Origin of the sequence: Duganella sp. BJB476, from assembly GCF_003416895.1 — a bacterium.
Taxonomy (GTDB): Bacteria; Pseudomonadota; Gammaproteobacteria; order Burkholderiales; family Burkholderiaceae_D; genus Rugamonas.
In genome coordinates, this window is the sequence record NZ_QVIO01000001.1 from 903,850 (window position 1) to 920,094 (window position 16,245).

The window sequence follows — 16,245 nt, forward strand, 5'->3', positions numbered from 1 at the left end:
TTAGTCCTCGTCGTTTAGGAGGGAATGGGATTTGGTGGTGGACGCTTGTGGTTTGGCGCCCGTGTGTTCGATCAGTTCCGCGGCGGTCAGCGGCGGGAAATACAATTCGCCCTGGCAGCTCTCGCAGCCCAGCGTGCGCAGCACGTCCAGATGTTCTTCCTGGTCGACGCCCATTGCCACCACCCGCATGGCCAGCGCGCGCGCCAGGTGGATGACGGCGGCGACGATGTCGGTGCCGCCTTCGTCGTTGCCGATGGCCTGGATGAAGCTGCGGTCTATCTTCAAGGCGTTGAGCTGCCAGCGCTTGCAGGCCGCCAGCGACGAGCGCGCGCTGCCGAAATCGTCCAGCGCGGCGCGCACGCCGCCGGCCTGCAATTGCAGCAGCAACTGGGTCAGCGGCTCGGTCGGGCCTTGCAGCAGCTTTTCGTTCAGTTCCACGCCGATGCTGCCCGGCGCCAGATGCTGCTTGCGCATCGCCGGCAGCAGCGTTTGCAGCAGGTCGGTATTGAGCTGCGGCGTGGCCAGGTTGATCCAGATGCACAGCGGCGCGCTGCCGCGTGGACGGGAGCCGGCCGCCGCGACCTTCTGCCACAAGGCCGCTTGCGCGCAGGCCTGTCCGATCACCCAGACGTCGACACGGTCCAGCAGTCCGCGGTCCTGCACGTGCGGCAGGAACTGCGCCGCTTCCAGCTCGCCCTTGCCGGGATGGCGCCAGTACAGCTGGGCCTCGGCGCCGATGGTGCGGCCGCTGGCGATGTCGATCTGCGGTTGGTAGCGCAGTTCCAGCTCGCCGGCGGCCAGTCCTTTGCGCAGTTCCAGCGCCCATTGACCACGTTCGCGCTCGCGCACGTTGAGCTCTTCGTGGAAGAATTGCACCGGGCCGGCGTCGTTTTGCTTGGCGTGGTACATGGCGGTGTCGGCATTTTTCATCAACGCCTGCGCGTTGTTGCCGTCCTGCGGATAGATGGCGATGCCGATGCTGGCCGCCGTCTTCAATCGATGGCCGGCGATGTCGAAGGGCAGGGCGCAGGCCAGTTCGATCTTGCGCGCCACGCGCGCGGCGTTGGCCGCCGCCGCGCGGCCTTCGATCAGCACTACGAACTCGTCGCCGCCCAGCCGCGCCACCACATCGGCCACGCGCACCGCCGCCGTCAGCCGCGCCGAGACCTGGCGCAGCAGCTCGTCGCCCGCTTCATGGCCGTAGCTGTCGTTGATATGCTTGAATTTATCGAGGTCGAGGAACAGCAGCGCGAAGCCGGTGCCGCTGCGGTCCGAGGTGGCCACCGCATGTTCCAGTTGCTGGATCAGCGCGCGGCGGTTGACCAGGTTGGTCAGCGCATCGCGGGTGGAGAGCTCGTGGGCGCGCAACTCGGCCTGCTTGCGGTCCTTGATTTCCTGTTCCAGCTCGGCGTTGATGCGCTCCAGGTCTTGCAGGCGCTGCACCCGCAGGTCCTGGTTCAGGCGCGCCAGCTGCTCGCTCTTTTTGCGCAGCTGGATATTCTTCTTCGTCATCTCGACGAACACCGCCACCTTGGCCTGCAGGATCTGCGGTATCACCGGCGTGAACAGGTAATCGGCCGCGCCTTTTTGATAGGCCTTGAGGCGGTTGATCTCGTCCGCGTAGTGCGCGGTGATGAAGATGATGGGCACGCCCGCCGAGCGCGGGTGGGAGTGGATGGCTTCGGCCGTTTCGAAGCCGTCCATGCCGGGCATGCTGACGTCGAGCAGGATCACGGCGAATTCGTGCAGCAGCACCTGGCGCAAGGCTTCCTTGCCGGAGCCAGCCGTCAACAGATCGTACACATGCTGGTCGGCGGCCTCGGACAGCAGGCTTTCCAGCGCATACAGGCTCGCCGGATCGTCATTTACGAGGAGGACTTTAGGAATAGGCACGGCTAGCTGAACGGTTGAGGTATCGGGCGGTCGCACTGTGTCTGGAAGGTAAAAGATACTCTTGTATGTCCGGGAGTCAAGCAAAATTGCGCTTAACCATACGATGGTTAAAACAGCATTTTATCAATATGACAATCGCCATGCAGAAATTTTTTACCAGCAAAAATATTATCGTAATTCAATACTTTGCTGCGCACGATTGCGGCCCTGCTGGGTGACCCAGATTGGCGCGCTCCACAGCATTTTGCCGTCGTCCTGTGTCACTCTGGCGTAATAAAAATGGTCGCCGGCGGCCGGTTTGACGATGCTGCGGGCTGTGTTGGCGAGCACGGCGACCATACCGTTCCGTCCTGGTACCCCTTGGAAGATGGTGACGGCGGCGGCGCCGTGCCCGCTGGAGTTGGCGTAGTCCGCTTGCAGCGTCAGCTTGCCGCGATTGACGAAGCGCTCGCCCATCAGGTGGCCGTTGGCGGTCAAAACCAACCGCGCATTTTTATCCATCGTGGCGAATACGCGACGGTTGCGCAGCGCGGCCAGCAGGCCGGGGCCGTCCAGCGGCGTGTCGGGCGGCATCAGCACCCCGGTGCGGTTGCTGTAGGACGCGCCCCAGTTGGCGCAATGGTTGTCCTGGTCGCTGCTGAAGGCGACATGGTAGCCGGCCTCAAGCAGCTTGTTGCAGGCTGTTTCGTAGTTGCTCAGATGGGTTTCCGTTTCGTCGCTGCGGGCGGAGAAGGCGCTGCTGTTCATCACTTCGCACAACACCATGGCCTGGTCGCCGTCGGCGTTCCAGGCCAGCGGCTTGCCCAGGATGACGAACTGGTCGCCCTGCGGATGGTTGAACTGGCCTATCCAGCCGCGTTCGCGCATCAATTTGTACAAAAAGGCGTAGTCGCCTTTGGGACTTTCCGTATCGGCGATCAGCTCGTCGAGGGCGTTGCGTTCCCAGCCCAGCAGTTCCTCGCTGTTGAGTATGTTGAGGTGGCCGCCGTGGTTGATGACGCCCCATTCCTGGCCGTAGATGGCTAAAAAGCCCGGATGGGCCTGGTTCCACGCGGCGGCCGCTTGCAGGCCGCTCTGGTACAGCGCCTTGGCCGCAGTTGGATCGGCGGCGTTGTTGGTGCCGTCCGAACCGTCGTACATATGGTTGTGCTCGGAGGTCATCAGGAAATCCAGGCCGTGCTGTTGGGCATAGGCATAGGCGTCCGTGGGGCCGAGTGCGGCGCTTTGCGGCGCCTGCGCACCGGTGCAATGGTCGAGCGCGCCGCCGCCGTCGCTGTGGTTGGTCTGGCTGTGCAGGTTGCCGAGGTAGACGGCGTAGGGGAAGGTGTCCACCGCTTTCGGCGCCAGCAGGGATGCCATCGGCGCCGGGCTTTTGCCCACCATCACGTTCCAGGTTTGCTCGACAGTGGGACTCGCACCCGCGCTGGCGCGCAAGCGCAGGCGGTAGATGCCGTGGCGCAGCGTGGACGGCGCGCGCCAGCGCAGCGTCACGTCGTGGTCGGGCTCGGCCATGAGATGCGCGCCGCGCCAGCCGCGCAAGGTGCGGCCATCCGGCGCCAGCAGGGCCAGGCGCCAGCGCAGCGTGTCGCCCGGCTGCGGGTCCGGCACGGAAAAGTGCAGCGCCAAAGTGCGCGCGCCGTGGGCGTCGGCGTGGAAGGGCGCTTCCAGCCATGCATCGAATTCGTGATGGTCAACAGTCGTCGCACGACTGGCCGCTGATATACAAACGATGCTTGAGAAAAATACCGCTATCATGGATGGCGCGCGCATGATGAGTCTCCCGCAATGCCGGCAAATTGCCGACCTCATCTTTTAGAGCGCGCCTTACTGCATATGGTTCCCTTGAATTTTGCATTAAAAATTGGTGAATTCTCTCCAATTGTTTCACTGGTTCCTAAGCGGCATTAATAGTATGCTGCTGTGATGCAAAATTTTCCGCAAATTTATAGACCTAAAGTGATGGCGAATGCTCAAATCGGGTAACGCGACGGAAGCTGTCCGCAGTCCCCGCCTGTTGTTCTGGCTGGCTGGCGGCGCGTTGGCGCTGGCCGTCGGCGCGGCGTTGTACGGTACCGCTGCCAAGACCGTCGACGACGATGCCAACCAGCGCTTCGAGAACCTGGCGCGCAGCACGCAGTACGGTATTTCGGCCCGCATCAAATCGTATTCCGATCTGACGCACGGCCTGGTGGCGCTGTTCCAGACCAGCGATGATCTGACACGCCTGCAATTTCATGAATACGTCACCAGCCTTGAGATTCCACGCCACTTCCCGGCCATCGAGGCGGTGACCTGGGCGCCGCTGGTCACCGACGCGCAGCGCGACGCCTTCGTCGCCCGTGTGCGCGCGGACCGTAGCATGTCGCCGCAGGGCTATCCGAACTTCGACATCAAGCCGCCGGGCCGGCGGCCGCACTACGCCGTGCTGACCTATCTGGAGCCGGCGTCGATGATGGGCGAGAAGATGGGTGTCGACGTGGTCGCCAATCCGGCGGTCGACAAACTGGTGGCGGCCTCGCGCGACAGCGGCCAGGTCAGCGCTTCCGGCCAACCGATTCTGATCCAGCAACCGTCGCCGCACATCGGCCTGGGCATCCGCTTGCCGGTCTATCGCCGCAATATGCCGGTGGCCGATGTGGCGGGGCGGCGTGCCGCCTATCTGGGTTCGGTCGGCATCGGCTTCAGCGTGTCCAAGCTGGTACAGGGCGCCATCGACGAGATGACGGTGCGCCAGGTGCACCTGATGGTGTATGCGGACGGCAGCAAGGAAGTCGAGCAGCGCCGCCTGGTGATCGAAAAGACCGACCGCCTGCTGTTCAGCGATAACGGCTCGATGAAGGTTGCGCCCATTCCGGCGTCGGAGCGCGGCGAATATTTCGAGTCGGTGCTGCCGATCGATTTCAACGGCAGCCTGTGGAAGGCGCAGTTCCAGGTCAGGAAATCCGAGCTGCTGACGCGATTCGACCTGTATTTTCCCTGGGTCGCCGGCTTGACGGGATTCGCCGGCACCATGCTGCTGTACAGTTACTTCTTCGTGCTGTACTCCTCGCGCCGGCGCGCGTTGAAGCAGGGCGTGCTGCTCGACACAGTGCTCAACAACGTGGACGCCCACGTCTACATGAAGGACCAGAAGCGCCGCTACATCTACGTCAACGCCAAGATGGCCGATTCGATGGGATTGCCGGTGGAGCAGATCGTCGGCAAGCTCGATCGCGAACTGATGCCGGCCGCCGTCGCCGACGCCGCGTGGGCGCAGGAGCGGCCGGTGTTCGCCGATAACGTCAAGCGCTCTGGCGAGACCAGGTACGTGGGTCGCGACGGTGTGGTGCAGCACCTGTGGACCGTCAAGGTGCCGGTGGAGATAGACCGCGCCGTCACGGCCGTCATCGGCCTGTCGACCGACGTCACCGAGCTGCATCAGCTGAAGGAGGAAGCCGACACCGCCAACCAAGCCAAGAGCGATTTCCTGTCCAATATGAGCCACGAGATCCGCACGCCGATGAACAGTATCATCGGTATGGCCCACCTGGCGCTGAAATCGGTCACGCATCCGAAGCAGCGCGACTATCTGCAAAAGATCTACCATTCGGGCCAGCACCTGCTGGGCATCATCAACGACATCCTGGACTTCTCCAAGATCGAAGCGGGCAAGATGGACCTGGAGGTGCTGGACTTCTCGCTCGATTCGCTGCTGTCCAATATGTCCAGTCAACTGGGCGAGAGCGCGGCGGCCAAGGGCCTGGAGCTGGTGTACGAGATCTGGCCGGGACTGTCGCAGCAGCTGCGCGGCGATCCGCTGCGGCTGGAGCAGGTGCTGCTGAACTTCACCAGCAACGCCATCAAGTTCTCGGAAAACGGCAAGGTGTATGTGCGCGCGCGGCCGCTGGAGGAGCGCGACGGCCATATCCTGGTGCGCTTCGAAGTGGAGGACCACGGCATTGGCATGTCGCCGGACCAGCTGGAGCAGCTGTTCCAGTCCTTCCACCAGGCCGATACCTCGACCACGCGCCGCTACGGCGGCACCGGCCTGGGGCTGGTCATCAGCAAGCAGCTGGCGGAGTTGATGGGCGGCGGCGTCGGCGTCGACAGCCATCCCGGCGCTGGCAGCACCTTCTGGTTCACGGCGCGGTTGGCCAAGGGCGTCAGCATGCTGCAGCCGAGCGACGAATCGGTGCAGCCGGATGTGCTGGACAGCATACGCGGCGCTTCCATCCTGCTGGTCGAGGACAATATCTTCAGCCAGCAGGTGGGCCAGGAGCTGCTGGAGGACGCCGGCGCCACCGTCTGCGTGGCCAACAACGGCAAGGAAGCGATCGACCTGCTGCTCAAGGAGCGCTTCGATTGCGTGCTGATGGACGTGCAGATGCCGGTGATGGACGGTTACGAGACCACGCGCTTGATCCGCGCCCATCCGAAATTGTCGGCCACGCTGATCATCGCGATGACCGCCAACGCCGGCCGCGACGACCAGGAGCGCTGCCTGGGGGCGGGCATGGACGAATTTGTCACCAAGCCGATCGCGCCCAACCTGCTGTTCAATATGCTGTCCAAGTGGATGAGCCAACGGGCGCGCACGGCCAGCTTCGCGCGGCCGCTGGCGCCGCCGCCGCCGTCGTACTTCACCATGGCCGATGGCGCGTCCGCGCCGCTGCAAGGGCCGGTGCGTGGGATGGCGCCGGGCGTGGAGCAGCCTGCGGCGCGGGTTGAAGCGGCTGCGCCGCCGGTGCCGGCGAACGCCGTGGCGCCGCCACCGGCGCCGGAAGAGGCGGAGCTGCTCGATGTCGCCGCGCTGGCCCAGACTTTCGGCGGCAAGGCCGACAAGATGCGCAAGTACGCGCTGCTGTTCCTGGACTCGGCCCGCGAGGGCCTGCGCGAAGTCGATGCGGCGCTGGCGCAGGAAGACCTGGCGCACCTGTCCGAGCTGGGACATCGCATCAAATCGTCGGCCCGCGCGGTGGGCGCGATGCGCTTCGGGAACCTGTGCCTGGCGCTGGAAAACGTGCGCCACGACGCCGATTGCGCCAACGCCAGGCAACTGGTGCAAAAACTGCATGCCATGCTGGCGCTGCTGAACGAGCGCATGGAGCAGGAACTGCTGGCCTACGACCCCGGCTAGAGCGATAATACGGGCTCTATTCCCACGAAGAGCCCTATGCATTCGAGCATCACCCCCGGCCTGCTGATTTTGCACGGTAATCAAATGGAGCAGCTGCGCGCGGCGGTGTTCCAATGGCTGCGCAATCATCCGCTGGAGGCGCTCGAATCGGAAACCATCCTGGTGCAGTCGAACGGCGTGGCCGAATGGCTGAAGATCGCGCTGGCCGAGGAAATGCGGGTTTGCGCTGCCACCCGCGTGGCGCTGCCGGCGCGCTTTTTGTGGGAAACCTATCGTGGCATGTTGGGGCGCGAACGCGTGCCGGTGCGCTCCGCCTTCGACAAAGGGCCGCTGACCTGGCGCCTGATGCGCCTGTTGCCCACCTTGCTGGCCGATCCCGTCTTCACGCCGCTGCGCCACTTCCTGGCCGACGGCGAGGCCGAACGCCGGCTGCAACTGGCCGAACGCCTGGCCGACTTGTTCGATCAATACCAGGTCTATCGCGCCGGTTGGCTGGACGACTGGGCCCAGGGCCGCGACCAATTGCGCAACGCCCGCAACGAGGCGCATCCGCTGCCGGAAGACCAGCGCTGGCAAGGCCAGTTGTGGCGCGCGGTGATCGCCGACGTCGAGCCGCATGAGCGGGAGCTGGGCCGCGCCACCGTCCACACGGAATTCGTGCGCGCCAGCGCCGCCGGCGAGGAACCGCTGGGCCGCCTGCCGCGCCGCATCGTGATCTTCGGCGTCTCGGCGCTGCCGTATCAAAGCTTGCAGGCACTGGCTTCGCTGTCGCGCTACACGCAGGTGCTGCTGGCGGTACCCAATCCATGCCAGTTCTATTGGGGCGATATCATCGAAGGCCGCGAGCTGCTGCGCGCCGCGCACCGCCGCCAGCAGCTGCGCAACGGCCAGGACCTGGGCGCGATTCCGCTGGAAGAGCTGCATGCGCACAGCCATCCGCTGCTGGCCAGCTGGGGGCGTCAGGGCCGTGACTTCATCCGCATGCTGGACGAATTCGACGAAGCCTCGGCCGCCGCAGCCGCTGAAAACGACGAGGTTGCGCCGCTGCGCATCGATTTGTTCAGCGACGGCGAGGGCGATACTCTGCTGTCGCAGGTGCAGGCCGCCATCCGCGATCTGCTGCCGCTGTCCGAACATCCGCAGATCCCGCCGCCGGACGACGACCGTTCCATCGAATTCCATGTCACCCACAGCGTGCAGCGCGAGGTGGAGGTGCTGCACGACCAGCTGCTGGCCATGTTCGCCGATGGCGGCGGCCTGCGTCCGCGCGACGTGGTGGTGATGGTGCCCGATATCGACACCTTCACCGCCGCCATCCACGCGGTGTTCGCGCAGCACCGTCGCAGCGATCCGCGCTACATCCCGTTTGCAATCGGCGACGTCAACGACCGCAGCGTCAATCCGCTGCTGGTGGCGCTGGAATGGCTGCTGCGATTGCCGCAGCAGCGCTGCCGCCAGAGCGAGGTGCGCGACCTGCTGGACGTGCCAGCGCTGGCCTCACGTTTCGGTCTGAAAGAAGACGACCTGCCGACACTGGGCCTGTGGATTGAAGGCGCCGGCGTGCGCTGGGGGCTGGATACCGAACATCGCGCCGGCCTGGGTCTTGGTGCTGCGGGTGAGCAGAACTCCTGGCTGTTCGGCGTGCGCCGCATGCTGCTTGGCTACGCCAGCGGCGAAGATGCGGCCTTCGCCGGCATCGAGGCGTATGGCGAAGTAGGCGGCCTGGATGCGGCGCTGGCCGGATCGCTGGCGCAGCTGGTCGAAGCGCTGCTGCATTGGCGCGCCGTGCTGGCGCAATCGCACTCGCCGGCCGAGTGGGGCGTGCAGGCGCGCGCGTTGCTGGCGGCGTTCTTCAAAGCCGGTGAGGAGGGCGACCGCCTGACGCTGGCGCATCTGGATGATGCGCTGAACAACTGGCTGGAGACCTGCGAAGGCGCGCAGTACGATGAAGCCGTGCCGCTGGCTGTGCTGCGCGAAGCGTGGCTGGGCCTACTGGACGAGCCCACGCTGAACCACCAATTCGTCTCCGGCGGCGTGACCTTCTGCACGCTGATGCCGATGCGCGCGGTGCCGTTCCGCGTGGTCTGCCTGCTGGGCATGAACGACGGCGACTTCCCGCGCCGCGCCCCCAAGGCCGATTTCGACCTGCTGGCGCAGCCGGGCATGGCCCGTCCGGGCGACCGCTCGCGCCGCGACGATGACCGCTACCTGATGCTGGAAGCGCTGCTGGCCGCGCGCGACAAGCTGTACATCAGCTGGGTCGGACGCAATGTGCGCGACAACAGCGAGCAGCCGCCGTCTGTGCTGGTGTCGCAGTTGCGCGATTACCTGGTCAACGGCTGGCAGTTGGACCCTCACGCGCGCACCACGGAGCACGCCTTGCAGCCCTTCAGCCGCCGCTATTTCGAGGATGGCGGCCTGCTGACCTACGCGCGCGAGTGGCGCGAAGCGCACGGCGAGGAGACCGGCGATGCCGCCGCCACCGAGCTGCCGCCGTTTGACATCGACGACAAATTCCGCCTCAAGCTGATAAGCCTGAACAATTTCATGCGCCAGCCGGTGCGGTTCTTCTTCCGCCAGCGCCTGGGCGTGATGTTCGGCGACGCCGCGCTGGTGGGCGAGGACGAGGAACCGTTCTCGCTGAACGCGCTGGAACGCTATCTGCTCGAAGACACCATGCTCGATGACGGCGCCGAGGCGGAAGAGCTTTATCAGGTCTACGACAAGATGACCGAGCGCGCCGAGCGCCTGGCGCGCGAAGGCGTGCTGCCGATAGGCTTGATCGGCCAGCAGTACCAGCACCAGCTGGTGCAGGCGCTGGTGCCGGTGCGCTGCGCTTGGCTGACGCTGCGAGAACGCTATCCGCAGTCGGCGTCCAAGGTGGCGCTGAGCCTCCAGCTGGCCGGCGTGCAGATCGACGACTGGATCGACCAGCTGCGCAGCAACGGCAGCGACGCTGTATGGCTGGCGCAGATGTCGTCCAAGGTCACGGACAAGCAGGGCAAGCCGCGCGGCGATAAATTGATCGCCATGTGGCTGCGCCAGCTGGCGGTGGCGGCAGCCGGCATGCCGGTCGCAGGCTTCCTGGTGGCGCGCGACGCCATCGTCACCATGAAGCCGCTGGCGCAGGCCGACGCGCTGGAAGCCTTGCGGGAGCTGGTCTGCCTGTGGCGCGACGGCATGAACCGCCCCTTGCCCACCGCCTGCAAGACGGCGTTGGCCCTGGCGCAGGAAGGCGATCCGCGCGGCGTGTACGACGGCGGCTTCGAGATCTCCGGCGAGAACGACGACCTGTGCCTGGCCCGCCTGTGGCCGGATTTTGCGGCGCTCAGCGCCGAGCCGGATTTTGCCGACGTCTCGCAAGCGCTCTACGGGCCGCTGGCGGATTGGCTGGAACATTCCATCACGATAGACGTCATTGATGACCAAAGCGGCAAGGACGCAGCATGAGCAGTATGAGCACAACCGCCGCCAATGCACTTGACCCCCTGAGCTTCCCGCTGCACGGCTCGCGCCTGATCGAGGCCAGCGCCGGCACTGGCAAGACCTGGACCATCGCCGCGTTGTACGTGCGGCTGGTGCTGGGTCACGGCGGCGACAACGCCTATCGCCGGCCCTTGCTGCCGGCCGATATCCTGGTGATGACCTTTACCCGCGCCGCCACGCGCGAGCTGTCGAACCGCGTGCGCGAACGGCTGGTGGAGGCGGCGGCTTACTTCCGCGGCTATTCGGCGATGGGCCTGGGTGCGGGCAGCGGCGTGGTGCGCGACGACTATCTGGACGCCATCCTCGAATCCTACCCAAGCCACAGCGAGCAGCAGCAAGCCGCGCACCGCCTGATGCTGGCGGCGGAGACGATGGACGAGGCGGCGATCTTCACCATCGACGCCTGGTGCCAGCGCATGCTGCGCGAGCACGCCTTCGACAGCGGCAGCCTGTTCGACGAGGAACTGGTCAGCGACGAGCAGGCCTTGTTCGAAGACGCCGCGCACGACTACTGGCGGCAGCAGGTCTATCCGCTCAACGCCGTATCGCTGGATGCGCTGCTGTCCTGCTGGGGCGATGTGGGCGCGTTGAAGAAGTCGATACGGGAGCTGGTCAAACGCGCCGACATCATCGGAGACCGCAGCGTGCCTGGCGCCACCGCCGGATCGCTGGCCGAGCTGATCGCCGCCGTCCAGCGCGAGCAGCAGGTGCAGCTGGCGGCCCTGAAGGCCGGTTGGATGGATCGCGCCAACCGCATGGAACAATGGATCGCCACGGAGCGGGTGCTGTCGCCCAAATGCTTCAACGGCAACAAGATGCGGGCCGATTCGCTGGTGGCGTGGTTCAACGGCCTGCGCGCCTGGGCGCAAGATCCCGCCATGGTCATGCCCGACATCTCGGACACCGCCTGGAAGCGCCTGACGCCGCACGGTCTTGAAGACGCTTTTTCAAAAGGCTACAGCGCCACGATCCCCGACGACTTCGACGCCATCGAGCCGTTGAAGAAGGCGCTGGAAGAGATCGAACCGCTGTCGCACGCGCTGTACCGCCATGCGGCGGGCGCCGTCGCCGGCCGCATGGCCGAGCTGAAAAAACGCAGCCGCCAGTTCGGCTTCGCCGACATGCTGGACCGCCTGAACGCGGCGCTGCAAGGCGAGAACGCCGCCGCGCTGCGCAAGCGCATCACCGACCAGTACCCGGTGGCGATGGTCGATGAATTCCAGGATACGGCGCCCAACCAGTACCAGATCTTCAACCTGCTGTACCGCGTGGCGGACAACGATGCCGAGACGGGCCTGTTCCTGATCGGCGATCCGAAGCAGTCGATCTACGGCTTCCGTGGCGCCGACATCCACAGCTATCTGTCCGCGCGCATGGCCACCACCGGCCGCCACTACCAGCTGGGCACCAACTACCGCTCGACCAAGCCGGTGGTGGAAGCCGTCAACCACCTGTTCATGTACGCCGAAGGCCAGCCTGAGGAAGGCGGCTTCGGACGCGGCGCCTTCCGCTTCCGCGATCCCGGCACGCGCGTGAATCCGCTGCCGTTCGAAGCGGTCGGCGCCAAGGGACGCGGCGAACGCATGGTCAACGCGGCGGGCGATGTGCCGGCGCTGGTCATCGCATGCAGCGCCACACAGGATCTGAAAGCCGACAGTTACCGCGAATTCTTCGCCTGGCACTGCGCCGAGCATATCGTCGCGCAGCTCAACGACGAACGCGCGGGCTTCGCAGGCCCGAAAGGCTTCGTACGCCTGCAACCGGCAGACATTGCCGTGCTGGTGCGCGACCGCAAGGAGGCGGCTGCCATACGCCGCGCGCTGCAACGGCGCCAGGTCGCCAGCGTGTATTTGTCGGACAAGGACTCCGTCACCGATAGCGAGGAAGCCGCCGACGTGCTGCGCTGGCTGTCGGCCGTCGCCAGTCCGCTGGATGGCGGCCTGGCGCGCGCCGCTTTCGCCACCCGCACCACCGGCCTGCCGCTGGCGGAACTGGCGCTGCTGTCGTCGGACGAACTGGCGTGGGAAGCGCGCGTAGAACAATTGAAAGCGCTGCACATCGTATGGCAGCGGCAGGGCGTGCTGGCGATGCTGCGCCGCTTCATCCACGAGCTGAAACTGCCGGCGGCCTTGCTCCAGCAGCCGGGCGGCGAGCGGCGCCTGACCAATTTGCTGCACCTTGCTGAGCTGCTGCAATCGGCCAGCCGACAGCTGGATGGCGAGCAGGCGCTGATACGCTGGCTCGCCGAGCAGATCGAAGGCGGCGAGGGCGCCGGCGACGAACGCGTGCTGCGCCTGGAAAGCGATGCGGAGCTGGTGAAGGTCGTCACCGTCCACAAATCGAAAGGCCTGGAGTATCCGCTGGTGTACCTGCCGTTCGCCGTCACGGCGCGCAAGGTGGAGCGGCGCAACCGCAGCTTCTTCGAATTCAGCGACGAGGATGGCGTGCGCCAGATCGACATGGCGTTGACCGACACCGCGATGGAACTGGTCGAACGCGCGCGCCTGCAGGAGGACTTGCGCCTGCTGTACGTGGCGCTGACGCGTGCGCGCCACTTCCTGTGGCTGGGCGTGACGGCGCTGGCCGCGCGCAAGGCGGGCGACAACACGCTGCACGAATCGGCGCTGGGCTATCTGCTGACCGGCGGCGAAGCGCTGCCGTCGGACCTGATGATGGAGCGCTGGGGCCACGCCTGCAAAGGCTGCGACGGCATCAGCATCGAGACGCTGGAGATGGCGATGCAGCAGTTCACGCGACTGAGCCGCATCGAACAGCGCCCGCCGTTGCTGGAGCCGCAGCTTTACACCGGCCGCTTCGAGCGCGACTGGTCGGTGGGCAGTTTCAGTTCGCTGGCGCGGCGCACCGGCCCGACCGGCACCATAGGCAGCGGCGGATCGCCCCTGCCTGTGCCGCGCGACGGCTTGCAGGAGAACCTGCTGGAAGGCGCCGGCATGCCGTCGATCGCGCTGTCGAACCGCGTGGAAGACGCGCCGTGGCATCGCTTCCCGCGTGGCTCGGTGCCCGGTAACTTCCTGCACGAGCAGCTGGAGTGGATGGGGCAGGAGGGCTTTGCCGTCGTCGATCACGAGCACTTCGAATCGCGGCTGACGCGCCGGGTGGAGCGCGCCGGCTGGGGCAATCGCCTGGAGGACACGCTGGCGTGGCTGCGCGAGATCGCCGGCACCACCTTGCCGTATCTGGACGCGCCGCTGAGCGCCATCGCCTCGCCGTTGCCCGAGATGGAGTTCTGGTTCCCCAGCGAGCGCCTGAGCACCGGTGCGCTGGACAGCTTGTGCGCGACGCATCTGCTGGGCGGCGTGGCGCGGCCGGCGCTGCCGGAGCGTCAGCTGCATGGCATGCTGAAAGGCTTCGCCGACCTGGTATTCGAGCACGAAGGCCGGTTCTGGGTGCTGGACTACAAATCGAACGCGCTGGGCGCGGGCGACGCCGCCTATCACCAGCCGGCGCTGGTGGCGGCGATGGCCGAGCATCGCTACGACATCCAGGGCGCTATTTATATGCTGGCGCTGCACCGGCTGCTGCAAAGCCGCCTGGGCGACCAGTACGATCCGGCCGAGCACCTGGGCGGCGCAATTTTCCTGTTCCTGCGTGGCATTGCGAACCAGCAAACGCGCGGTTGTTACCTGATAGAACCCGATCCTGAGCTGCTGGCCGGGCTGGACCGGCTGCTGGATGAGTCCGGCGTAGCGCAAGCAGAGGCACCGCATGAGTATTGAAACGTCCGCCGCCCTGTTCGAACAGGTCGACGCTTTGACCGAAAACGGCCAACTGCGCCGCCTGAGCGGGGCGTTTGCGCGCTTTGTTGCTTCGGTTGGCGCCAGTTCGCCGCAATTGATGGCGGTTTGCGTGCTGTTGTCGGAACTTGAAGGGCGTGGCCACAGCTGTTTGATGCTCGACGAACTGGAAGGTGATCTCTCCGGTCAGCTCGGCTGGACCAGCGACGAATGGCGGGCGCTGCGCGACGCGGCCGGCGCCTGGCCGAAAAACGCCGCCGCCTGGCGAGCACTGCTGGCGGGCTGCGACCAGGTATTGCCGGTGGGCGATCTGGATTTCCAGCAGCCGCTGGTGCTGGACGGCGAACGCCTCTACCTGCGCCGCTATTGGCGCGACGAAACATTGGTCGCCGAAGCCGTGCGCGGCCGCGCGCTGGGCGGGCTGATCGCCCTCGACGCCGAAACCAGCACCGCCGATGTGCGTCACTGGCTGGACATTTTGTTCCCGCACGCTCCCCGTGGCGGTGCAACTGACTGGCAAAAAATTGCCTGCGCGGTGGCCATGCGCGGCAAGCTGGGCATCATCACCGGCGGTCCCGGCACCGGGAAAACTTACACCGTGGCGCGATTGCTGGCTTTGCTGTTCGCCACGGCCGAGCGCCAGTCCGGCTTGCGCGTGGCGCTGGCCGCGCCAACCGGCAAGGCGGCGGCCCGACTCAAGCAGTCGATCGATTCCGCGCTGGACGATCTGGCGGAAAAAGTCGGCTCGGCGCTGCCGTTGCGCGAGTTGGCGGCCCGCATGGGCGCCGCGCGCACCTTGCACAGCCTGCTCGGCGCCCGGCCGGATACCCGGGCCTTCCAGCACAATGCCGGCAATCAGCTGGAGGTCGATGTGCTGATTGTTGATGAAGCATCAATGATCCATCTGGAAATGATGTCCGCGCTGCTGGCTGCCTTGCCAAAAACGGCGACCTTGATCTTGCTTGGTGACAAGGATCAGCTGGCATCGGTGGAGGCAGGCGCGGTCCTGGGCGACCTGTGCCATAACGCCGAAGCGGGCGGATATGAGTCGGAAACCTTGTCATACGTGCAAGCGAGTACTGGTCAGCAGATCCCGGATGGCTTCGCCGGCGACGGCGGACCCATTGCTCAGCAGACAGTAATGCTGCGTGAAAGTCGACGATTCGGCGGTCCGATCGGCGCGTTGGCGCTGGCCGTGAATGCCGGAAATGCTGCTGCATCGCTACAAGTTTTGCGTGACAGCACTGACGGAAAGGTGGCCTGGATCGATCCGGCGCAGTCTTCCGACCTGTTGCAATTGGCGTTGGCGGGCCGCACCGGCGCCGCCGGCGGCTACCAGGCTTACTTGAAAATGGTCAAAAACGGAGCCCCGGAAGGCGAGGAGGTCGTACATCTTGCATGGGTGAAATCCGTGCTAACGAGCTTTGAAACCTTCCGGATTCTGTGCGCGGTGCGCGAAGGCGAGTGGGGTGTTGCTGGGTTGAATGATGTCATCGAACAAAGATTGCAGTCGGCTGGATTGCTGCGGAGAAGCGGCGAATGGTATGTCGGCCGGCCGGTCATGGTCACGCGGAATGATTATGGCACCGGTGTTTTCAACGGCGATATCGGCCTGACTTTGCCCGATCCGGCGCGTCCCGGCGCGCTGCGCGTCTACTTCTCGGAAGGTGATAATGTGCGCAGTGTTCTTGCCACACGGCTACGCAATGTCGAGACGGCGTTCGCCATGACGGTGCATAAATCACAAGGTTCCGAATTCCAGCATACGGTGCTGGTGTTGCCCAAAGACAGCGGCGGCATGCTGGTACGCGAGCTGATTTACACCGGCATCACGCGCGCCCGCGACTACTTCACGTTACTCACGCCGAACGGCCAGGTGCTGCTCGACGCCATCGCCCAGCGCACCCAGCGCGCCAGCGGCCTGCGCACGCTGCTCGGCAACTAGTCCCTGAGTACGATGCCTGTTCAAGGCATCGTCATAGCTAAACCATGCTA

Annotated in this window: 6 protein-coding genes; 4 read left to right on the forward strand and 2 right to left on the reverse strand. The window is 65.3% G+C overall.

Features of this window, described 5'->3' with window-relative positions; all coding sequences use genetic code 11:
• On the reverse strand, positions 1-1,893 hold the full coding sequence (locus D0T21_RS03965) for a bifunctional diguanylate cyclase/phosphodiesterase (protein ID WP_116988518.1): 1,893 nt from the start codon (positions 1,891-1,893) through the stop codon (positions 1-3).
• Positions 1,894-2,061: 168 nt separating this feature from the next.
• The gene (locus D0T21_RS03970) at positions 2,062-3,663 is read right to left on the reverse strand and encodes a CehA/McbA family metallohydrolase (RefSeq protein ID WP_199539621.1); all 1,602 of its coding nucleotides are present in this window, start codon (positions 3,661-3,663) and stop codon (positions 2,062-2,064) included.
• 196 nt (positions 3,664-3,859) lie between these two features.
• Between D0T21_RS03970 and D0T21_RS03975 the strand changes: the two genes are divergently transcribed.
• The 4 genes from D0T21_RS03975 to recD are packed head-to-tail and all read left to right on the forward strand — an operon-like array spanning position 3,860 to position 16,195.
• A complete protein-coding gene (locus D0T21_RS03975) occupies positions 3,860-7,009 on the forward strand; it encodes a CHASE domain-containing protein (protein ID WP_116988519.1) in 3,150 nt (1,049 codons plus the stop codon).
• 36 nt (positions 7,010-7,045) lie between these two features.
• On the forward strand, positions 7,046-10,459 hold the full coding sequence (gene recC / locus D0T21_RS03980) for an exodeoxyribonuclease V subunit gamma (RefSeq protein ID WP_116994277.1): 3,414 nt from the start codon (positions 7,046-7,048) through the stop codon (positions 10,457-10,459).
• Between the two features lie 5 nt (positions 10,460-10,464).
• Entirely contained in the window at positions 10,465-14,232 is a 3,768-nt protein-coding gene (gene recB / locus D0T21_RS03985) for an exodeoxyribonuclease V subunit beta (protein WP_116988521.1), read from the forward strand.
• Entirely contained in the window at positions 14,222-16,195 is a 1,974-nt protein-coding gene (recD, locus tag D0T21_RS03990; RefSeq protein WP_116988522.1) for an exodeoxyribonuclease V subunit alpha, read from the forward strand. The genes recB and recD overlap by 11 nt, the downstream gene beginning before the upstream one ends.
• Positions 16,196-16,245 lie beyond the last annotated feature (50 nt).

Coding starts and splice junctions, on each gene's coding strand:
- D0T21_RS03970 (WP_199539621.1), bottom strand. CDS start 3,663: ATGCGCGCGCCATCCATGATAGCGGTATTTTTCTCAAGCATCGTTTGT.
- D0T21_RS03975 (WP_116988519.1), top strand. CDS start 3,860: ATGCTCAAATCGGGTAACGCGACGGAAGCTGTCCGCAGTCCCCGCCTG.
- recC (WP_116994277.1), top strand. CDS start 7,046: ATGCATTCGAGCATCACCCCCGGCCTGCTGATTTTGCACGGTAATCAA.
- recB (WP_116988521.1), top strand. CDS start 10,465: ATGAGCACAACCGCCGCCAATGCACTTGACCCCCTGAGCTTCCCGCTG.
- recD (WP_116988522.1), top strand. CDS start 14,222: ATGAGTATTGAAACGTCCGCCGCCCTGTTCGAACAGGTCGACGCTTTG.